The organism is Curvibacter sp. PAE-UM, assembly GCF_001432305.1.
GTDB lineage: Bacteria > Pseudomonadota > Gammaproteobacteria > Burkholderiales > Burkholderiaceae_C > Hylemonella.
Genome location: NZ_KQ483358.1, coordinates 2,387,361 through 2,405,780, shown reverse-complemented (window position 1 = coordinate 2,405,780; position 18,420 = coordinate 2,387,361). Strand labels below are relative to the sequence as shown.

The 18,420-nt window shown below is 66.9% G+C and carries 18 protein-coding genes, 1 pseudogene and 1 riboswitch; of the genes and pseudogenes, 16 read left to right on the top strand and 3 right to left on the bottom strand.

Annotation, left to right across the window (positions count from 1 at the left end; genetic code table 11):
- Positions 1–63: 63 nt before the first annotated feature.
- Both AO057_RS11635 and AO057_RS11630 read right to left on the bottom strand, forming a co-directional pair.
- The gene (locus AO057_RS11635; RefSeq protein ID WP_082605531.1) at positions 64–2,184 is read right to left on the bottom strand and encodes a methyl-accepting chemotaxis protein; all 2,121 of its coding nucleotides are present in this window, start codon (positions 2,182–2,184) and stop codon (positions 64–66) included.
- A 157-nt stretch (positions 2,185–2,341) separates the two neighbouring features.
- Positions 2,342–2,836, bottom strand: coding sequence for a disulfide bond formation protein B (locus AO057_RS11630; protein ID WP_057676058.1), 495 nt, complete (start codon positions 2,834–2,836; stop codon positions 2,342–2,344).
- A gap of 111 nt (positions 2,837–2,947) precedes the next feature.
- Between AO057_RS11630 and AO057_RS11625 the strand changes: the two genes are divergently transcribed.
- From AO057_RS11625 to AO057_RS11570, 12 genes and pseudogenes are all read left to right on the top strand, one after another.
- Positions 2,948–3,220, top strand: coding sequence for an oxidative damage protection protein (locus AO057_RS11625; protein ID WP_057676056.1), 273 nt, complete (start codon positions 2,948–2,950; stop codon positions 3,218–3,220).
- 18 nt (positions 3,221–3,238) lie between these two features.
- On the top strand, positions 3,239–4,954 hold the full coding sequence (gene mnmC / locus AO057_RS11620) for an FAD-dependent 5-carboxymethylaminomethyl-2-thiouridine(34) oxidoreductase MnmC1 (protein WP_156404544.1): 1,716 nt from the start codon (positions 3,239–3,241) through the stop codon (positions 4,952–4,954).
- A 47-nt stretch (positions 4,955–5,001) separates the two neighbouring features.
- Complete coding sequence (locus AO057_RS11615; RefSeq protein ID WP_057676053.1) at positions 5,002–5,346, top strand: hypothetical protein; 345 nt, start codon at positions 5,002–5,004, stop codon at positions 5,344–5,346.
- Positions 5,347–5,400: 54 nt separating this feature from the next.
- A complete protein-coding gene (locus AO057_RS11610; RefSeq protein ID WP_057676051.1) occupies positions 5,401–6,381 on the top strand; it encodes a nucleoside hydrolase in 981 nt (326 codons plus the stop codon).
- Positions 6,382–6,485: 104 nt separating this feature from the next.
- Complete coding sequence (locus AO057_RS11605) at positions 6,486–7,277, top strand: sulfite exporter TauE/SafE family protein (protein WP_057676049.1); 792 nt, start codon at positions 6,486–6,488, stop codon at positions 7,275–7,277.
- Between the two features lie 18 nt (positions 7,278–7,295).
- The gene (locus tag AO057_RS11600; protein WP_057676047.1) at positions 7,296–9,113 is read left to right on the top strand and encodes a nitrite/sulfite reductase; all 1,818 of its coding nucleotides are present in this window, start codon (positions 7,296–7,298) and stop codon (positions 9,111–9,113) included.
- A gap of 13 nt (positions 9,114–9,126) precedes the next feature.
- Positions 9,127–9,507: a DUF934 domain-containing protein gene (locus tag AO057_RS11595; RefSeq protein WP_057676045.1), complete on the top strand. Its 381-nt coding sequence runs from the start codon at positions 9,127–9,129 to the stop codon at positions 9,505–9,507.
- Positions 9,508–9,518: 11 nt separating this feature from the next.
- Positions 9,519–10,247: pseudogene (locus AO057_RS11590) on the top strand (phosphoadenylyl-sulfate reductase); the annotation flags it as partial.
- Between the two features lie 185 nt (positions 10,248–10,432).
- Positions 10,433–11,398 (top strand): sulfate adenylyltransferase subunit CysD, encoded by a 966-nt coding sequence (gene cysD / locus AO057_RS11585; RefSeq protein ID WP_057676043.1) that lies wholly within the window; start codon positions 10,433–10,435, stop codon positions 11,396–11,398.
- 88 nt (positions 11,399–11,486) lie between these two features.
- Positions 11,487–12,740, top strand: coding sequence for a sulfate adenylyltransferase subunit 1 (locus AO057_RS11580; protein ID WP_057676041.1), 1,254 nt, complete (start codon positions 11,487–11,489; stop codon positions 12,738–12,740).
- A 113-nt stretch (positions 12,741–12,853) separates the two neighbouring features.
- On the top strand, positions 12,854–13,183 hold the full coding sequence (gene fdxA / locus AO057_RS11575; RefSeq protein ID WP_057676039.1) for a ferredoxin FdxA: 330 nt from the start codon (positions 12,854–12,856) through the stop codon (positions 13,181–13,183).
- A gap of 14 nt (positions 13,184–13,197) precedes the next feature.
- A complete protein-coding gene (locus AO057_RS11570) occupies positions 13,198–14,298 on the top strand; it encodes an NAD(P)/FAD-dependent oxidoreductase (protein ID WP_057676037.1) in 1,101 nt (366 codons plus the stop codon).
- Positions 14,299–14,395: 97 nt separating this feature from the next.
- Positions 14,396–14,500, top strand: a riboswitch (TPP riboswitch).
- A gap of 62 nt (positions 14,501–14,562) precedes the next feature.
- On the opposite strand, the gene thiD is transcribed toward AO057_RS11570, so the two are convergent.
- Positions 14,563–15,414 carry a bifunctional hydroxymethylpyrimidine kinase/phosphomethylpyrimidine kinase gene (gene thiD, locus AO057_RS11565; RefSeq protein WP_057677270.1) on the bottom strand — a complete coding sequence of 284 codons (852 nt, stop codon included), beginning with the start codon at positions 15,412–15,414 and terminating at the stop codon, positions 14,563–14,565.
- A gap of 25 nt (positions 15,415–15,439) precedes the next feature.
- On the opposite strand from thiD, the gene thiO reads away from it, so the two are divergent.
- From thiO to AO057_RS11545, 4 genes are read left to right on the top strand one after another with little or no spacing between them, the layout of a single operon-like run.
- The gene (thiO, locus tag AO057_RS11560; RefSeq protein ID WP_057676036.1) at positions 15,440–16,537 is read left to right on the top strand and encodes a glycine oxidase ThiO; all 1,098 of its coding nucleotides are present in this window, start codon (positions 15,440–15,442) and stop codon (positions 16,535–16,537) included.
- Positions 16,534–16,731 (top strand): sulfur carrier protein ThiS, encoded by a 198-nt coding sequence (gene thiS, locus AO057_RS18100; RefSeq protein ID WP_057676033.1) that lies wholly within the window; start codon positions 16,534–16,536, stop codon positions 16,729–16,731. The genes thiO and thiS overlap by 4 nt, the downstream gene beginning before the upstream one ends.
- 3 nt (positions 16,732–16,734) lie before the next feature.
- Positions 16,735–17,532: a thiazole synthase gene (locus AO057_RS11550; RefSeq protein WP_057676031.1), complete on the top strand. Its 798-nt coding sequence runs from the start codon at positions 16,735–16,737 to the stop codon at positions 17,530–17,532.
- Positions 17,529–18,419, top strand: a complete 891-nt coding sequence (locus AO057_RS11545; protein WP_057676029.1) for a thiamine phosphate synthase — start codon at positions 17,529–17,531, stop codon at positions 18,417–18,419. The genes AO057_RS11550 and AO057_RS11545 overlap by 4 nt, the downstream gene beginning before the upstream one ends.
- Position 18,420 lies beyond the last annotated feature (1 nt).

Sequence of the window (18,420 nt, the reverse complement as noted above, 5' to 3'; positions counted from 1 at the left end):
GGCGTCTCCACACCATGAAAAACGGCACCCGCGGGTGCCGTCCGGTGCATCTGTTCGGTCGACTCAGAAGGTTTCCCAGTCGCCGTCGGCCTTGGCGGCCGCCGGGGTCGATGCTGCGGGGCGACGGAGTTCGCTGTTCGTCGCTTTCGCCGGCCGGGCCGGTTTGGCACCGCCCCCCTGGATCTCGTTCTTGAACTGCACGATCAGGCGCGTGACCTTCTGCGAGGCGCGGGAAAATGCCGTTTCGCTCTCCAGCATCTTCTCGGCTTCGGCACCGGCACCATTATTGATACTGCGGGCCACCTTGCCGGCCTCGTCGTGAAACTCGCGGTGCGCCCCGACCAGTTCGACGAAACTGGGCTTGCCGCCGAACTTGCCCTGGCCACTGCCGTGCAGCCACTTGCCCAGCGGGCACTGGTCATCCCGGCAGATGGTGTCGGCGTCGACCTGCTCGCCGTGCATGGCCGCCGAGCGCAGCTTGCTGCGCCAGTCGGCATGGGCCTTGATGGCGCCGTCCAGATCGATGCCGGCGCTGCTTGCACCCTGGCCCAAGGTGCGGCGTTCGGTGCCACCAAAAGCCGGCGCCTGAGTCGAGCGCACCTGCAGGCTCGAACCGACCGGCGCCAGGCCACCGCCCGATGCCGCATCGAGCTTGAAGACGGCGACGGTCTGCACCAGCTCCTGCGCCTGGCTTCTGAGGCTGGAGGCCGCCGCCGCCATCTCCTCCACCAGCGCTGCGTTCTGCTGCGTGGCCTGGTCCATGTTCGTCACCGCCTCGCCTACCTGGGCCACGCCCTGGCTCTGCTCGGTGCTGGCGGCACTGATCTCGCCCATGATGTCGGTCACGCGCCGGATGCTGGCCACCACCTCCTGCATGGTCTGGCCGGCCTGGTCCACCAGGGCCGTGCCCTGCCCCACCCGCTCCACGCTGTCGGTGATGAGTGTCTTGATCTCCTTGGCGGCCTCGGCACTGCGGCCGGCCAGCGAGCGCACTTCAGAGGCCACCACGGCAAAGCCGCGGCCCTGCTCACCCGCGCGTGCAGCTTCCACCGCGGCATTGAGCGCCAGGATATTGGTCTGGAAGGCGATGCCGTCGATCACGCTGATGATGTCGGCAATCTTCCTGGAACTGTCGTTGATGCCCTTCATGGTGTCCACCACCTGGGCCACCACTTCGCCGCCCTGCACGGCCACCGTAGACGCGCTTTGGGCCAGCTGGTTGGCCTGGCGGGCGTTGTCGGCGTTCTGCTTGACGGTGGAAGACAGTTCTTCCATCGAGGCCGCGGTTTCCTCCAGCGCGCTGGCCTGGCTTTCGGTACGGGCCGACAGATCGCTGTTGCCCTGGGCAATCTCGGCGCTGGCGGTGGAGACGGATTCGCTGCCCTGGCGCACCCGGCTCACGATCTGCGCCAGGTTGCTTTGCATGGCGGTAAGCGACTGCAGCACACGGGCCACTTCGTCCTTGCCCGTGGCCTGAACCTGCAGGCTCAAATCCCCCTGGGCCACGGCCTCGGACAGGTTGACGGCCTCCCCCAGGGAACGCGAGATGCCACGGATCAGGGCCAGGCCCAGCACCCAGGCGAACACCACGCCGATCACGATGGCAGCGATGGAGACCGCGAAGATCGTCTGGTAACGCGCGACGGAGGCATCGAACTCCTGCTTGGCGACATCCACCTGCAACTTCATGATGGCGTTTGCAGAGTCACGCACAGCGTCAAAAAGCGGGTTGACCTTTTCCTGCACCGCTACCATCGCTTCACCCAGGTCGTTTGCGCGCAGCGCCTTGATCGCGGGCAAAAAGCCTTCCTCAGTCAACTTCCGCCGATTTTCGGCATAGGCCTTGGCGATACTGGATTCTTCCGGGGTCAGTTGGGTGGCCATGTACTCGGACCAGAGCTTCGCGATCGTTGCCACATTGCGCTCAACTTCGTCCGAGTACTTGGTGATCTGCTCAGGCGTCGGGGTCAGCAGCGTATTCGATATGACGAGTCGGCTGCGAATTTGCAGGTACTGAATCTGCGCCAATTGCGCCATTGGCATCGTGCGGTCTTCATAGACCGTCTTGAGGGCAGCATTGGACTTGTTGATGCCAAACAGGCCGATCGCGCCGATGACGATGAGCAAGGCCGACAGGACGGCCAGCAGCAGCAGCAGGCGGGTGGAGATTTTGAGATTGTTCATAGAAGGTTCCTCGGCGCACAACCAACCCCGAAACAGGCATGGTCAGACAGGCCCGGCCCATTATGGCGGGGCACCCGAAAAGGGAAAAGCGGGAAAAGGTGCGGAAAAGCGCTGATCCGGGGTCTGCGAACCCCGATGCCTCAGGCGCGTGCAGGCCCTAGCGATTGGGACGGCGCCACAGCAGCACCAGGCCGACCAGGGCAAAGGCCGCGAACCACAGGAAGGACCAGTTGGCGATGGAGCCGCCCAGGAAGGTCCAGTCGATCGCCGTGCAGTCACCTGAGCCCTTGAAGATCATGGGAATGGCGCGCTGCAGGGGGAAGTTTTCGATCATGCCGTAGAAGTCGCGCCCGCAGGTGGCGATCTCGGGCGGGTACCACTGCAGCCAGCTCTGGCGCGCGGCGACGAAGGCGCCGAAGACGGCCAGGATGGCCAGCAGTCCCGCGAGCGCCACATGGGTGCGGCGGCCCGAAACGGCCGCGCCGATGGCCGCGACCACGGCGATCAGCACCATGGTGTAACGCTGCACGATACACATGGGGCAGGGCTCCAGGCCCACCACGTGCTGCAAATAGAGGCCGAAGCCCAACAGGGCAAGACAGCTCAACAGGATGACGCCCATGATCCGGCGCGTCCCCAAACGATCAAACATGATGGCTCCAACGGAATCGATGACCCATATGGATCACGAGGCATCGATAAGGTTTCCAAAAACCGACGACAATTTCGCATTATTGTTCTTTTCGAACCAAGGAATCGCGACATGGCACGCATGGTCAACTGCATCAAGCTCGGCAAGGAAGCCGAAGGCCTGGATTTCCCGCCCTACCCGGGTGAGCTGGGCAAGCGCATCTGGGAAAGCGTCAGCAAAGAGGCCTGGGCCGCCTGGCTCAAGCACCAGACCATGCTGGTCAACGAGAACCGCCTGAACCTGGCCGATGCACGCGCGCGCCAGTACCTGGCCCGCCAGATGGAGAACCATTTCTTCGGCAGCGGCGCAGACGCTGCGGCGGGTTATGTCCCGCCCAGCGCCTGAGCGATACACCTCCCCACCGTGAACGCAGCGGCGCGCACTTTGCTGCCGCCGCCAGCGGCCGGCCGGCCGGCTTGGCGCGTGCTCGACACGCGTTTCGACGCGACACGCCTGTTCGCGCTATGGCAAGCCTGGCGGGATGAAACGCAGCACCCCCGTGTGCTGCACCTCGTCGCCCTCACCGTCTCGCCGCCCTCTGCCGAGGCGCTACGCGCTATGGCTACGCCGGGACAAGCCGCGCTGGCCGATGAACTGGCCGCGCAGTGGACCGGCCTGCTGCCCGGCATGCACCGCCTCTCGCTCGCCCAGGGCCGGCTGCAACTGACCCTGTGCATCGGTGAACTGCAGACGCTGCTGCGCGAACAGCAGTTCGAGGCCGACGCCGTTTTCCTCGACAGCACCCAGCCCTGGGACCGCTGGAGCCTCAAGGCCCTGGCGCGCTGCTGCCGGCGCGGCACGCAGCTGGCCTTCGACACGCTGACGCCGGACCTGCACAAGCTGCTGCCCGAAAGCGGCTTCGTGCTGGAGACAAATCACGGCCGCTACGACCCGCTCTGGGACCTCAAGACCAGCCGCGAAACCCTGCGCACAGAAGCCACCACACCCGGCAACTGCGTCGTGATCGGCGCCGGCCTGGCCGGTGCCAGCGTGGCCGCCGCCCTGGCCCGCCGCGGCTGGTTGGTAGAGGTGCTGGACGCTGCGCCCGAACCGGCCGCCGGCGCTTCGGGCCTGCCTGCCGGCCTGCTGGTGCCCCATGTCTCGGTGGACGACAGCCCGCGTTCGCGCCTCACGCGCGCCGGCCTGCGCCTGATGCGCGCCGAAGCGCAGCGCCTGCTGCAGGCCGGGCAGGACTGGGACACCAGCGGCGTGCTGGAGCAGCGCCTGGACGGCAACCCTGGCCTGCCGGCCCACTGGCACGCCGAGGGCCAGCAGATCACGCACCAGGCCCCCACGGGCACCGAACCTTGGCGCACCGGCATGGCGGCCATGCCCGCGCTGTGGCACGCACACGCCGCCTGGATCAAACCCGCACGCCTGGTGCAGGCCTGGTTGAAGCACAGCGGCGTGTCCTTCCGGGGCCACACGAAGGTGGACCGGCTGCAACGCGCCGGTACACAGTGGCAGCTGCTGGACCGCGAAGGCCGCCTGCTAGCCAGCGCCAGCCACGTGGTGCTGGCCAATGCGGCCGATGCACCACGCCTGCTGGCGCCCCTGGGACTGGATGTTGCGCTGCCGCCCCTGCAGGAGATGCGCGGCGTGATGAGTTGCGGCCTGCGCCAGCCGGGTGATGAAGCCGCCCTGCCGCCCTTCCCCGTCAACGGCCTGGGCAGCCTGATCCCTGCCGTGCCCATCGAAGATGGGCTGGCCTGGTATGCCGGTGCCACCTACGAAGACGCAACACAGCCACCGGCCCTTGCCAGCGAACACCACCAGGTCAACCTCGACAAGCTGCGCACCCTGCTGCCCGCCGCGGCCCAGGTGCTGGCAGCGTCCTTCGCTCCCGGAGCCGCACGCGGCTGGGGTGGCACACGCTGCGTCAGCGCCGACCGCCTGCCCCTGGTCGGACCGCTCGAAGAAGGCCTTCAGCCCACCCTGTGGATCAGCGCCGCCATGGGCTCACGCGGCCTGAGCTTCGCCATGCTCTGTGCCGAACTGCTGGCCGCGCGCCTGGGCGCCGAGCCCTGGCCCGTGGAAACCTCCCTCAGTAAGTCGCTGGACGTATGGCGCAGGAGTTAAGCTGTGCCATACCAAAATTCAAAAGCCACAGGGGAGAACCATAAAGAATGCGCGTACCACCCATACTGATTGGAATCACCATTGGACTCGCCGTACTGGTATGGCTGCTCAATAACAAAGGCGCGGATGCGATGTATGTTCTGTTCGTCCCGATTTTGTTGACGCTGGGGATTGCGGCTTTGCTCCGTATCCTCCTGTGGTGGACGATTGGCCGATCATTGCCTTCATCTGAGGCAATGCAAAAAACCACGTTCCGCGAAGTCAGTGAAAAATTCGACCATGCGCACGAAGGATCTGGCCTTCCACATCTACGCAAACTCATGCAGTGGTTCGTTGAAGTCGGTTCAGGTTATTTGTCCATTTCCCCTTTGATCGCTCTGTTGCTTTTGTAGAAGCGTTTCCACACAAATCAGAAGCGGTGGAGTTGCCCTCTCAACGTTGACGACATGCTTCACAAGATCATCCTCGATTGCGACCCCGGCGCCGACGATGCGCTGGCGCTGTACCTCGCACTCGCCCATCCCGAACTCGAGCTGCTGGCCGTCACCACCACCTTCGGCGGCGTGACGGTGGCCCAGGCCACGCGCAACGCCCTGCTGCTTTGCGCCCTGGCCGGGCGAGCCGACTTGCCCGTCTGCAGCGGCGTGGCCACGCCCACGCGCAAGGCGACCTGGTGGCACGATCCCGCGGCCTTCGGCGCCGACGGCCTGGGCGATCTACCGCGGCGCCCGACCGAAGCGCATGGCCCCGACGAACGCTCGGCCGCGCGCTGCATCGTGGAGCTGGCCCAGGCCCACCCGGGCCAGCTGAGCCTGGTCTGCGCCGGCCCGCTGGGCAATCTGGCCCAGGCCCTGCGCCTGGAGCCCCATCTGCCCGAACTGCTGGCCCAGGTCGTGGTGGCCGGCGGCAGCGTGGCCGCGCCGGGCGACGTATCGCCGGTGGCCGAGGCCAACTTCTGGCACGACCCGCACGCGGCCGACCTGGTGCTGACGGCCGGGTTCAAGCTGACGATGCTGGGCCTGGACGTGACGCAGACCACGCTCCTGCCCCTGGCCCTGATCGAAAAGCTTGCCGCCCAGCGGCCCCACCCCGCCACCGCAGCCCTGCTGCATGCCGTGCGCCATCACGCGGCCTACCGGGCCCGGCTGGAGCCCGGCACAGCGCCAGCCTGCCCCGCCCCGGGCTTGCTGGGCCTGGCCTGGCTGCTGAACCCCGGCCTGTTCCAGACTGTGACCGGCCGGGTGCGCGTGGTGCCCGACGGCTTGGCCGAAGGCCAGAGCGTCATGGACCGGCGCGAGCACATCCCCTACCCCCAGGGGGGCTGGGAGGCCCAGATTCCCCAGATCCAGGCCGCCCTGCAGGTGGACACCCCGGCCTGCCTGGCCTTGGCCGAAAGCACGCTGGCGAGCAACTGGCTGCCACGCTGACCGGAGCTGTTGCCCTGTCTGGGCCATCCTTTATTACTGCTGGTTATAGCAATCCAAGAAAAATGTAGTTTGGAATCTGAAGCCCCGCTTCTACAGTCGCGTCCATGCATGACGTGGCGTTCATTTTTGCGGGGTTCCTGGTCGGGCTGATCGTCGGCCTGACCGGCGTGGGCGGCGGTTCGCTCATGACGCCCATCCTGATCTTCTTCTTTGGCGTCAAGCCGCACCTGGCCGTCGGCACCGACCTGCTGTTCGCCGCCTTCACCAAACTGGGCGGCACCGTGCGCCTGGCCCGCCAGCGTGTGATCGACTGGCGCATCGTCCTGAATCTCTCGGCCGGCAGCATCCCGGCCGCCCTGATCACCCTTTATGTACTGCACCGGGTCGGCCCGGCCAACCCGGCCGTGCAGGGCCTGATGACCAGCACCCTGGGCGCGGCCCTGTTGCTGACCGCCGCTGCCACCCTGTACAAGGCCGTGCGCGGCAAGGCCCTGCCGGCCACCCTGGTCGCTGGCCAGGAAGCCGCCGCCGCCCGGCCGCGCCACTGGAGCCTGCCCCTGCTGCTAGGCGCCCTGGTAGGCACGCTGGTGACGCTGACCTCGGTGGGCGCCGGCGCCATCGGCGTCAGCGTGCTGCTGATCGTCTACCCCCTGCTGCCGCTGCCGCGCATCGTCGCCGCCGACATTGCCTACGCCGTGCCCCTGACCCTGGTCGCCGGCCTGGGCCATGCCTCGCTGGGTTCGGTGGACTGGAGCCTGCTGACCCTGCTGCTGGCCGGTTCCCTGCCGGGCATCTGGCTGGGCACCCACCTGATGCACCGCATCAACGAGCGTGTGGTGCGCTCCGCCCTGTCCGTGCTGCTGGCCTGGGCCGGCCTCAAGCTCATCGCGATTTAACTGTCACACATCCCTCTCATGTATCAGTACACCGACTTCGACCGCCAGTTCGTGCGCCTGCGCGCCGAGCAGTACCGCGACCAGTTGCAGCGCCGCCTCGCCGGCCAGCTCAGCGAAGAGGAATTCCGCCCGCTGCGCCTGCAGAACGGCTGGTACGTGCAGCGCCATGCGCCCATGCTGCGCGTGGCGGTTCCCTACGGCGAACTCTCCAGCGCGCAGGTGCGTGTGCTGGCGAAGATCGCGCGTGACTACGACCAGCCCGGCAACGAGATCTTCCAGGGCGCCGTGGCCGCGCAGAACAAGCTGGGTGACATCCAGCTGCGCGACGGCAAGGCCATCGGCAGCAAGCTGGTGACGGGCTACGCCCACTTCACGACGCGCCAGAACGTGCAGTTCAACTGGATTTCCCTGGACAAGAGCGCCGACGTCATGGACCTGCTGGCCTCGGTGGGCATGCACGGCATCCAGACCAGCGGCAACTGCATCCGCAACATCACCAGCGACGCGCTGGCCGGCATCGCCGTGGACGAGGTGGCCGACCCGCGCCCCTTCGCCGAGATCCTGCGCCAGTGGAGCACGCTGCACCCCGAGTTCGCGTTTCTCCCCCGCAAGTTCAAGATCGCCATCACCGGCGCGCGCGAAGACCGCGCGGCAACAGCCTGGCACGACGTGGGGCTGCAGCTGCTGCGCAACGAGGCCGGCACCCTGGGTTTCAAGGTGCTGGTGGGCGGCGGCATGGGCCGCACCCCGGTGATCGGCACCACCATCCGCGAATTCCTGCCCTGCGACCAGATCCTCAACTACCTGGAAGCCGTGGTGCGCGTCTACAACCGCTGGGGCCGCCGCGACAACAAGTACAAGGCACGCATCAAGATCCTGGTGAAGGCCGAGGGCCAGCGCTACATCGACGAGGTGGAAGAGGAATACCGCCAGATCGTCAACGTGGACGGTGCCCCACACACCATCACGGCCGCCGAGTTCGAACGCGTCGGCAGCTCTTTCGTGCCGCCCACGCTGACCTGCGACCGCAAGAGCGCGGACGCCAAGATCGCCCAGATCCTGCGCGCCGCCGCCGAGGACGACATCGAGTTCGGCCGCTGGCTGCAGCGCAACGTCAGCGCGCACAAGAACCCCGACCTGCGCGCCGTCACCCTGTCCTTCAAGCGCCTGGGCCAGGCGCCCGGCGACGCCACGGCGGCGCAGCTGGACGCCGTGGCCGAGCTGGCCGAGCGCTACAGCGGCGGCGAGGTGCGCGTGACGCACCAGCAGAACCTGGTTCTACCCTGGGTGCGCTGCGACCAACTGGCCGAGCTCTGGCGCGAAGCGCGTCACCTGGGCCTGGCCAAACCCAATATCGGCCTGCTGAGCGACATGATCGCCTGCCCCGGCGGCGACTTCTGCGACCTGGCCAACGCCCGCTCCCTGCCCCTGGCCGAGGCCATCACGGCGCGTTACCAGGACCTGGACGAGCTGCACGACCTGGGCGAAATCGACCTGCACATCAGCGGCTGCATCAACTCCTGCGGCCATCACCACAGCGGCCACATCGGCATCCTGGGCGTGGACAAGGATGGCAAGGAGTGGTACCAGGTCACCGTGGGCGGCTCCGACGGCAAACAGCTGTCGGGCGCGCCGGTGCCGGGCAAGGTCATCGGCCCATCCTTCTCCGCCCATGAAGTGCCCGACGTGATCGAGGCCCTGATCGACACCTACTGCGCACAGCGCCAGGACGGCGAGCACTTCATCGACACCCTGCGCCGTGTCGGCAACGAGCCATTCAAGCAGGCCGGCCAGCAGGCTCGCCATGAAACCGGCCATGAGGCCACCACGGCCTGAAGAAAGACCCACGATGAAACTGCTGCACGCTGACACTGCAACGACTGAGCCGCAGGAACTGCAAACGCTGGTCCTGGCCAATGACACCGACCCGCGCACCCTGTCGCTGGAAGGCCTGGCCCGCATCGACCTGCACTTTCCCAGCTTCACCGACGGGCGCGCGCACAGCCAGGCGCATCTCTTGCGCCGCCGCCTGGGCTACCAGGGCGAGATCCGCGCCACCGGCGACGTGCTGGTCGACCAGCTGCCCCTGCTGGTCCGCAACGGCTTCGACGTGGCCGTGCTGCGGGCCGACCAGGACCTGGCCGTGGCCGAGCGCCAATTGACCCGTTTCAAGAGCCACTACCAGGGCGACGCCGTGTTGCCCCGCCCGCGTTTTGTGCAGGCCGCCTGAGAAAGCCCCGGATGAAAGCCACCGAAATCAACGCCCGCGCCAGCAGCGACTACGCGACCAAGCTGGCCCGCACGCAGGAACTGCTGGAGCAGGCGGCGCGCGACTACGCGCCCGTCATGCCCGGCGGCCCCTCCCTGGTCAGCCTGGCCTGCAGCCTGGGCGCCGAGGACATGGTGCTGGCCCACCTGATCAACACCCTGCACCTGAACATCGGCATCTTCGTGCTCGACACAGGCCGCCTGCACACGCAGACGCTGGAACTGATGCACCAGCTCAAGGCCACATCACGCGCGCCGGTGGAAATCTTCCAGCCGCAGACCGAGGCCGTGGTGACTTTCGTGCAGCGCGAAGGCAAGGACGCGATGTACAAGAGCATCGAGCTGCGCAAGGCCTGCTGCCAGATCCGCAAGATGGAGCCGCTGGAGCGGGCCCTGGCCGACAAACGCGCCTGGGTCACGGGCCTGCGCCGCGAGCAGTCCGGCGCGCGCGCCGAAGTGCCCTTCATCGACGACAGCAACGCGCACCGCCTGAAGTTCAATCCCCTGGCCGAGTGGACCTGGGGCGACGTCTGGTTCTACATCCAGCAGAACAACGTGGCCTACAACCAGTTGCACGACCAGTTCTACCCCAGCATCGGTTGCGAGCCCTGCACCCGCGCGATTTCGCTGGGCGAGGACTTCCGCGCAGGGCGCTGGTGGTGGGAAAACGAAAGCGCCAAGGAATGCGGTTTGCATGTCAAACCGCATTCCAGCCACGAAGTGGCCGTGTCGCAAAGCGACACGCATGGCGCTTTCGTTTCGGCGCAGGCTGACTTCAGCGCAGCTGAAGTCAAGGGCTCGCCAGAGCCCGGCCGTAGCCAAAACGAGAACGCGAAGGAATGCGGCTTGCACGTCCAACAAGAACCCCTGAAACAAGGAGCGCAAGCATGAACGCCCGCACCGAGCAAGAACTGCTGAAGCAAACCGTGCACCATCTGAGCAATGCCCACCTCGACGCGCTCGAGGAAGAGACCATCTTCATCCTGCGAGAGGTCGCGGCCACTTTCGAGCGCCCCACCCTGCTGTTCTCGGGTGGCAAGGATTCGCTGGTGATGCTCAAGTGCGCCGAGAAAGCCTTCGGGGGCAAGGACGGCCCCTCCGGTAGCGGCCGCCTGCCCTACCCGCTGCTGATGATCGACACCGGCCACAACTTCCCCGAAGTGACCGATTTCCGTGACCAGCGCGCCAAGGAGCTCGGCGCCGAGCTCATCGTGCGCAGCGTGGAAGACTCCATGCAACGCGGCACCGTGCGCCTGGCCCACCCGGGCGAGAGCCGCAACGTGCACCAGTCGGTGACGCTGCTCGAAGCCATCGAGGAATTCCGCTTCGACGCGCTGATCGGTGGCGCCCGCCGCGACGAGGAAAAAGCCCGCGCCAAGGAGCGCATCTTCTCGCACCGCGACAGCTTCGGCCAATGGCAGCCCAAGGCCCAGCGCCCCGAGCTCTGGACCCTGTTCAACACCCGCCTGGCCCCGGGCGAACACTTCCGCGTGTTCCCAATCTCCAACTGGACCGAGCTGGACGTCTGGCAGTACATCGAGCGCGAGGCCATCGCCCTGCCCTCGATCTACTACACGCACAAACGCGAGGTGGTGGACCGTCGCGGCATGCTGGCCCCCGTGACCGAACTCACCCCCCCGCGTGAGGGCGAACAGGTCATCGTGCGCGACGTGCGCTTCCGCACCGTGGGCGACATCACCTGCACCTGCCCGGTGGCCAGCACGGCCGCCACGGCCGCTGACATCGTGATCGAAACCCTGGCCGCCGAGGTCAGCGAGCGCGGCGCCACGCGCATGGACGACCAGACCTCGGACGCCTCGATGGAAAAACGCAAGAAAGACGGGTATTTCTAATGTTCCCCCACGCTCATCACTTCGTGTATTCGCTGCCCCCTGAGGGGGCCTTGGCCTCCTTTGGGGCGGCCCGGCAGGAGTCCATCTGATGGACGCACTCAAATTCATCACCTGCGGCTCGGTGGACGACGGCAAGAGCACCCTGATCGGCCGCCTGCTGGTCGACACCCGCGCCGTGCTGCAGGACCACCTGGCCGGCGTGCAACGCCAGGGCCAGACCGACCTGGCCCTGCTGACCGATGGCCTGAGTGCCGAACGCGAGCAGGGCATCACCATCGACGTGGCCTACCGTTACTTCAGCACCGAGACGCGCAAGTTCATCATCGGCGACGCACCGGGTCATGAGCAGTACACCCGCAACATGGTCACGGCCGCTTCCAGCGCCGACGCCGCCGTGGTGCTGGTCGACGCCACCAAGCTGGACTGGCAGAACCCGGCCCTGGACCTGCTGCCGCAAACGCGCCGCCACAGCCTGCTGCTGCAGCTGCTGCGTGTGCCCTCCATCGTCTTCGCGGTCAACAAACTGGACGCGGTGGACGATGCCTCAATGGCTTTCAAGCACATCAGCGCCGCCCTGCAGGCCTTTGCCCGGAACGCGGGCCTGGACGTGCGCGCCACCGTGCCGGTTTCGGCCCTGCAGGGCTGGAACGTGGTCGACGCGCCTGAGCAGGCCGGCTGGTGCGGCTACCACGGCCCGACCCTGCTGGACATCCTGGAACAGCTGCCGGTAACGGCTGCCGACACGGCCCTGCCCCTGGCCTTCCCGGTGCAGTGGGTCGAGAAGTTCTCGTCCTCCAGCGATACCAGCCAGGGCCGCCGTGTCTTCTGGGGCCGTGTGGCCGCCGGCGGCGTGCAGGCCGGCGACACCGTGCGCATCTTCCCCAGCGGACAGAGTGCCACCGTGGCCCAGGTGCTGAACCACGTGCGCCAGCCCGGCAGCGTGGTGGCCGGGCACAGTGCCGGCATCGTGCTGGACCGCGAGGTGGACGTCTCGCGCGGCGACTGGCTGCTGGCCGAGGGCCAGGACCAGACCTCGCGCGAACTGCTGGCCACCGTGGCCTGGATGGACGACGAGCCGCTGGTGGCCGGCCGGGTCTACTGGGCGCTGCACGGGCACCGCTGGGTCAAGGCCCGGGTCAAGCGCATCGTGCACCGCCTGGACATCAATACCCTGGCCGAGGAGGACGCCACCCAGCTGGAGCCCAATGCCATCGGCCACGTGGAACTGGCCCTGCAGGAAGCGATTCCGGCCCTGTCCTTTGCCCGCTCGCGCGGCCTGGGTTCGTTGATTTTGGTGGACACGGCCAGCCACAAGACCTCGGGGGCGGTGCTGGTGAATTGACCCCCAGGGATTGATCCATCTCAACAACCCTCTGCCTGACAAGGGCGAGAATTCCCGGCTTTCTTCAAAAGCCAATAAAATCAAGGCCTTTTAGTCTTAGCCAGAACTACAACATGACCCACGTCGTCATCGAATCCTGCATCCGCTGCAAATACACCGACTGTGTGGATGTCTGCCCCGTCGACTGCTTCCGCGAAGGTCCGAACTTCCTGACCATCGATCCGGACGAATGCATCGACTGCGCCGTCTGCATCCCCGAGTGCCCGGTCAACGCCATCTACGCCGAAGAGGACGTGCCGGCCGACCAGCAGCACATGACCAAGCTCAACGCCGATCTGGCCAAGCTGCCGACCTGGAAGAGCATCACCAAACGCAAGCCCGCCCTGCCTGACGCAGACGAGTGGAAAGACAAGACCGGCAAGCTCAAAGAGCTTGTGCGCTAACCCTCCCTTTACCGATGGAACCCAAACTCAGTCCCGCCGTGATCCAGACCGCCCAGGCCCATGAAGGCCCGATCGAAACCGATGCCGTGATCGTCGGCGCCGGCCCTGTCGGCCTGTTCCAGGTCTTCGAGCTCGGCCTGCTCGAAATCAAGGCCCATGTGATCGACTCGCTCGCCTACCCCGGCGGCCAGCCCATGGAGCTCTACCCCGACAAGCCGATCTACGACATTCCGGCCGTGCCCGTATGCACCGGCAAGGAACTGACGGATTCCCTGCTCAAGCAGATCGAGCCCTTCGGCGCGACCTTCCACCTGGGCCAGGAAGTGACCGTGGTGCGCAAGCAGGACGACGGCCGTTTCTTCGTCGAGACCAGCAAGGGCACCCAGTTCCTGACCAAGACCATCTTCATCGCCGCTGGCGTGGGCGCCTTCCAGCCGCGCACGCTCAAGGTGGACGGCCTGGACAAGTTCGAGGGCACGCAGCTGCACTACCGCGTGAAGAACCCGGCCGACTTCGCCGGCAAGAACCTGGTGGTCGTGGGCGGCGGCGACTCCGCCCTGGACTGGACGCTGAACTTCACCAATGAAGGCCCGAACAAGGCCGAGAGCGTGATCCTGCTGCACCGCCGCGACGGCTTCAAGGCCGCCCCGGCCAGTGTGGCCAAGATGCGCGAGCTGTGCGACGCCTACGAGATGCAGTTCATCGTCGGCCAGGTCACGGGTTTCGACGAGACCGACGGCAAGCTCAGCGCCATCAAGGTCACGGGCGGCGACGGTGTCACCCGCGTGGTGCCGCTGGACGTGCTGCTGGTCTTCTTCGGCCTGAGCCCGAAGCTCGGCCCGATCGCCGAGTGGGGCCTGCAGATCGAGCGCAAGCAGCTCGTGGTGGACACCGAGAAGTTCTCCACCAGCGTGCCCGGCATCTTTGCCGTGGGCGACATCAACACCTACCCCGGCAAGAAGAAGCTCATCCTCTCGGGCTTCCACGAATGCGCGCTGGCCGCCTTCGGCGCCATGCCCATCATCTTCCCCGAGAAGAAGGTGCACCTGCAGTACACGACCACCAGCCCCAAGCTGCACAAGGTATTGGGCGTGGAATCGCCGGTGTTCGACTGACCGGCGTCAAGAAACCGGAAAAGAGATCAAGCCCGCCACCCGGCGGGCTTTTTCTTTGCCCGCCCGGGGACTAAAATACGCTTCGTGCTCTTTGGAGCGCATCCGCTAGGGGTGTTGCCGCGGTGCCAACCGCGTCGACTGAGAAAGTCCCTTTGAACCTGATTGAGGTAATGCTCACGCAGGGAAGCAGGCCAGAGACCAGGTCCACGACCACCGGCACCGGCCCCTCCCCCCTGCTGCTTTGATATGAAACGCGTGAAAGTCTCAGCGTGTCCCCGCCAGGACCTGCATCGCCAGCGGCGCATGGCCGTGGTTGAGCGGGCCGTGGCCGTGCCCAGTACGCACGTCCGCCCCGGCGGCAATGGCGCCCAGGATGTAGATGCGCGCCAGGCCCACGGCTTCCTCCAGCGCATGCCCCAGGGCCAGGTGCGCGGCGATGGCCGAGGACAGGGTGCAGCCCGTGCCATGCACGTTCTTGCTTGCGATGCGCGCCGACGCCAGGCGCACCGGCGCGCGGCCGGGCTGCAGCAGCAGATCCACCACCTCGTCGCCCTGCAGATGCCCACCCTTGAGCAGCACATTGGGCGCGCCCAGGGCCAGCAGTTCCCTGGCTGCGGGTTCGAGGCCCGCGATGCCGGCGATCTTGTGGCCCAGCAGCAGCTCGGCCTCGTCGAGGTTGGGCGTGATCACCGTGGCCAGGGGAAAGAGTTCCTGCACCAGCACGGCCACGGTCTCCTCGGCGATCAGGCGGTCGCCGCTGGTGGCCACCATCACCGGGTCCAGCACCACGTGCTTCAGCCCGTGACGGCGGATGGCCTGCGCCACCACACGCACGATGCCCGGCGCGTGCAGCATGCCGATCTTCACGGCATCGGCACCGATGTCCTCGACCACCGCGTCGATCTGCGCGGCCAGGAACTCGGGCGGCACACCAAAGATGCCGCGCACGCCCTGCGTGTTCTGCGCCGTCAACGCGGTGATGGCCGTCATGCCGTAGCAGCCCAGGGCACTGAAGGTCTTGAGGTCGGCCTGGATACCGGCGCCGCCGCCGCTGTCGGAACCCGCGATGGACAGCACGCGCGGGTAATGTTTGTCGTTCGTCGTGATCGTGGTCATGGCGCGCATTATCAGTTCAATTGACATGACCACCTCGAACCAAGGTCCATCCTCCGTGGTGCTCGGCGCCGGCCTCATGGGTCGCCTGCTGGCCTGGCAGCTGGCGCGCGCCGGCCACCGTGTCACGGTCTTTGAAACCGGTGGCGCCGACGCGCAGAGTTCGCCGGCGCGCATTGCCGCCGCCATGCTGGCGCCGCTGGCCGAATCGGCCATCACCGAAGCCAGCGTGGTCGAGATGGGACGCCATGCGCTGACGCGCTGGCCGCAATTGCTGGCGCAGCTCTCGTTACCGGTGTTCTTCCAGCGGACGGGCACGTTGATCCTCTGGCACCGCCAGGACGCGGCCGAGGCGCGTCGCTTCGCAGGCCAGCTGCAGGCCACCAACGAAAAGAATCCCGCCCTGCCCAAGGTCCAGGCGCTGGATGCCGCGGGTGTCAAGCAACTCGAACCCAGCCTGGAAAACCGTTTTGCCCAAGGCCTGTACCTGCCCGGAGAAGGCCAGCTCGACAACCGACAGCTGCTGGCTGCGTTGCTGCACGAATTGCAGGCCCTGAAGGTTGAGTTGCACTGGAACAGCCCGCGCACGCCGCAGGATTTCCAGCCCGGCGCCACCGGCCAGCCCGACTGGCTGTTCGACTGCCGCGGCCTGGGCGCCAGCGCCCAGTGGGGCCAGCTGCGCGGTGTGCGCGGCGAAGTGGCGCGCATCCATGCCCCTGAGGTGTCCCTGAGCCGCCCCACGCGCCTGATCCACCCACGTTACCCGATCTACATCGCGCCCAAGCAGGACGGCCTCTTCGTGATCGGCGCCACCGAGATCGAGAGCAACGACCTCTCGCCGCCCAGCGTGCGCTCCACGCTGGAGTTGCTGAGTGCGGCCTACGCGGTGCACCCGGGTTTTGGCGAGGCGCGCATCCTGGAGATCGCCACCCAGTGCCGCCCGACGCTGCCCGACAACCTGCCGGCCGTCCGCCACCTGGGCCCGCGTTGCCTGCAGATCAACGGCCTGTACCGCCACGGTTTCATGATCTCGCCGGCCCTGCTGGACGTGGTGCTGGAGTTCGTGAACGGACAGACCACTACACTCGCGGCTTCGCTGGACCTGCGCATGGAAACCGTGGCATGAACGTCATCATCAACAAACAAGAACACGTGCTGCCGACGGGTGCGACCTTGGCAGACGCTGTGGCGGCCATCGAGGCGAAACCGCCCTTTGCGGCTGCGGTCAACACCCGGTTCGTGCCCAAGACCCAGTACTCACAACAGCCGCTGCAAGACGGCGACCGCGTCGAAATCATCTCTCCCGTCACCGGCGGATAAGCCATGCCCAATACCTCTGATCCCCTCGTCCTCTACGGCGAAACCTTCCACAGCCGCCTGCTGCTGGGCACGTCGCGCTACCCGTCGCCGGCCGTGCTCGAAGCCGCGGTGAAACTCGCCAAGCCGGCCATGCTGACCGCCTCGCTGCGCCGCCAGGGCGCCGTGCCGCATGAAAGTGCGAACCAGTTCTGGGAACTGCTCAAGGCGCTCAAAGTGCCGGTGCTGCCCAACACCGCCGGCTGCCACAGCGTGCAGGAGGCCATCACCACCGCGCAGATGGCGCGCGAGGTGTTCGAGACGCCGTGGATCAAGCTGGAGGTGATCGGTGACGACTACACCCTGCAGCCCGACACGCTCAACCTGGTGCAGGCGGCCGAGCACCTGATCAAGGAAGGTTTCAAGGTGCTGCCCTACACCACCGAAGACCTGGTGCTGTGCCAGCGCCTGGTGGACGTGGGCTGCCAGGCCGTCATGCCCTGGGCCGCGCCCATCGGCACCGGCAAGGGCCCCATCAACCCCTACGCCATGCGCGTGCTGCGCGAACGCCTGGCCGTGCCCATGATCGTGGACGCGGGCCTGGGCAAGCCATCCCACGCCTGCACCGTGATGGAATGGGGTTACGACGGCGTGCTGCTCAACACCGCCGTCGCCCTGGCGCAGGACCCGGTGGCCATGGCCGGCGCGTTCGCCGCCGCCACCCAGGCCGGGCGTGACGCCTACCGATCGGGAGCCATGAGCGAGCAGGACTCTGCCCAACCCTCCACGCCCGTGCTGGGCACGCCTTTCTGGCATCACGCATGACACAACTCACTCCCGAAGCGCAGGCCATCGTGGCCGCGCACCCGAATCTGGCCCTGCCCGTCGTCGGCGAGCCCGCCCTGAACTACAGCCGCGACGACGCGGTCTACCGCCATGCCAAGCAGGCCTGCCTGGCCCTGGGTTTCATCGAGATCGACGCCGAATCCGTGGCGCTGGCCTGGCTGGCCCAGGCACAGCGCACAGGGCGTTTCGACCCGCAGGCCTGGCCCGACGAGCCGGTCGATTTCGGCCTGCGGCCCTGGCCACGTGCCGATGCCTTTGCGGCCTGCCCCAAGGCGCTGGGCCTGTACGCCGTGCTGCCCGACGCCCAGTGGGTGGGCCGCGTGGCACGCGCCGGTGTGCCCACGGTGCAGCTGCGTTTCAAGTCCGACGATGCTGCGGCCGTGCTGCACGAAGTCGAGGCGGCGGTGCAGGCCGTGCGCGGCACGCCCGCGCTGCTCTTCATCAACGACCACTGGCGCGAAGCCATCGCCGCCGGTGCCTACGGCGTGCACCTGGGGCAGGAGGACATGGAGATCGCCGACTTCGCGGCCATCCGCGCCGCGGGCCTGCGCCTGGGACTGTCCAGCCATGGTTATGCCGAGATGGTGCGCGCCGACCGGATGAGCCCGAGCTACCTCGCCATGGGCGCGGTCTACCCGACCACGCTCAAGCGCATGGCCACCGCAGCGCAGGGCCCCGGCCGGCTGGCGGCCTATGCACGGCTGATGCGGAACTATCCGGGCGTGGGCATCGGCGGCATCTCTGCGGCCGAGCTGCCCGAGATCAAGGCCACGGGCGTGGGTTCGCTGGCGGTGGTACGCGCCATCACGGCCGAAACCGACCCCGAACAGGCGGCGGCCCGACTGATGGCCGCCTGGGCGGCCTGAA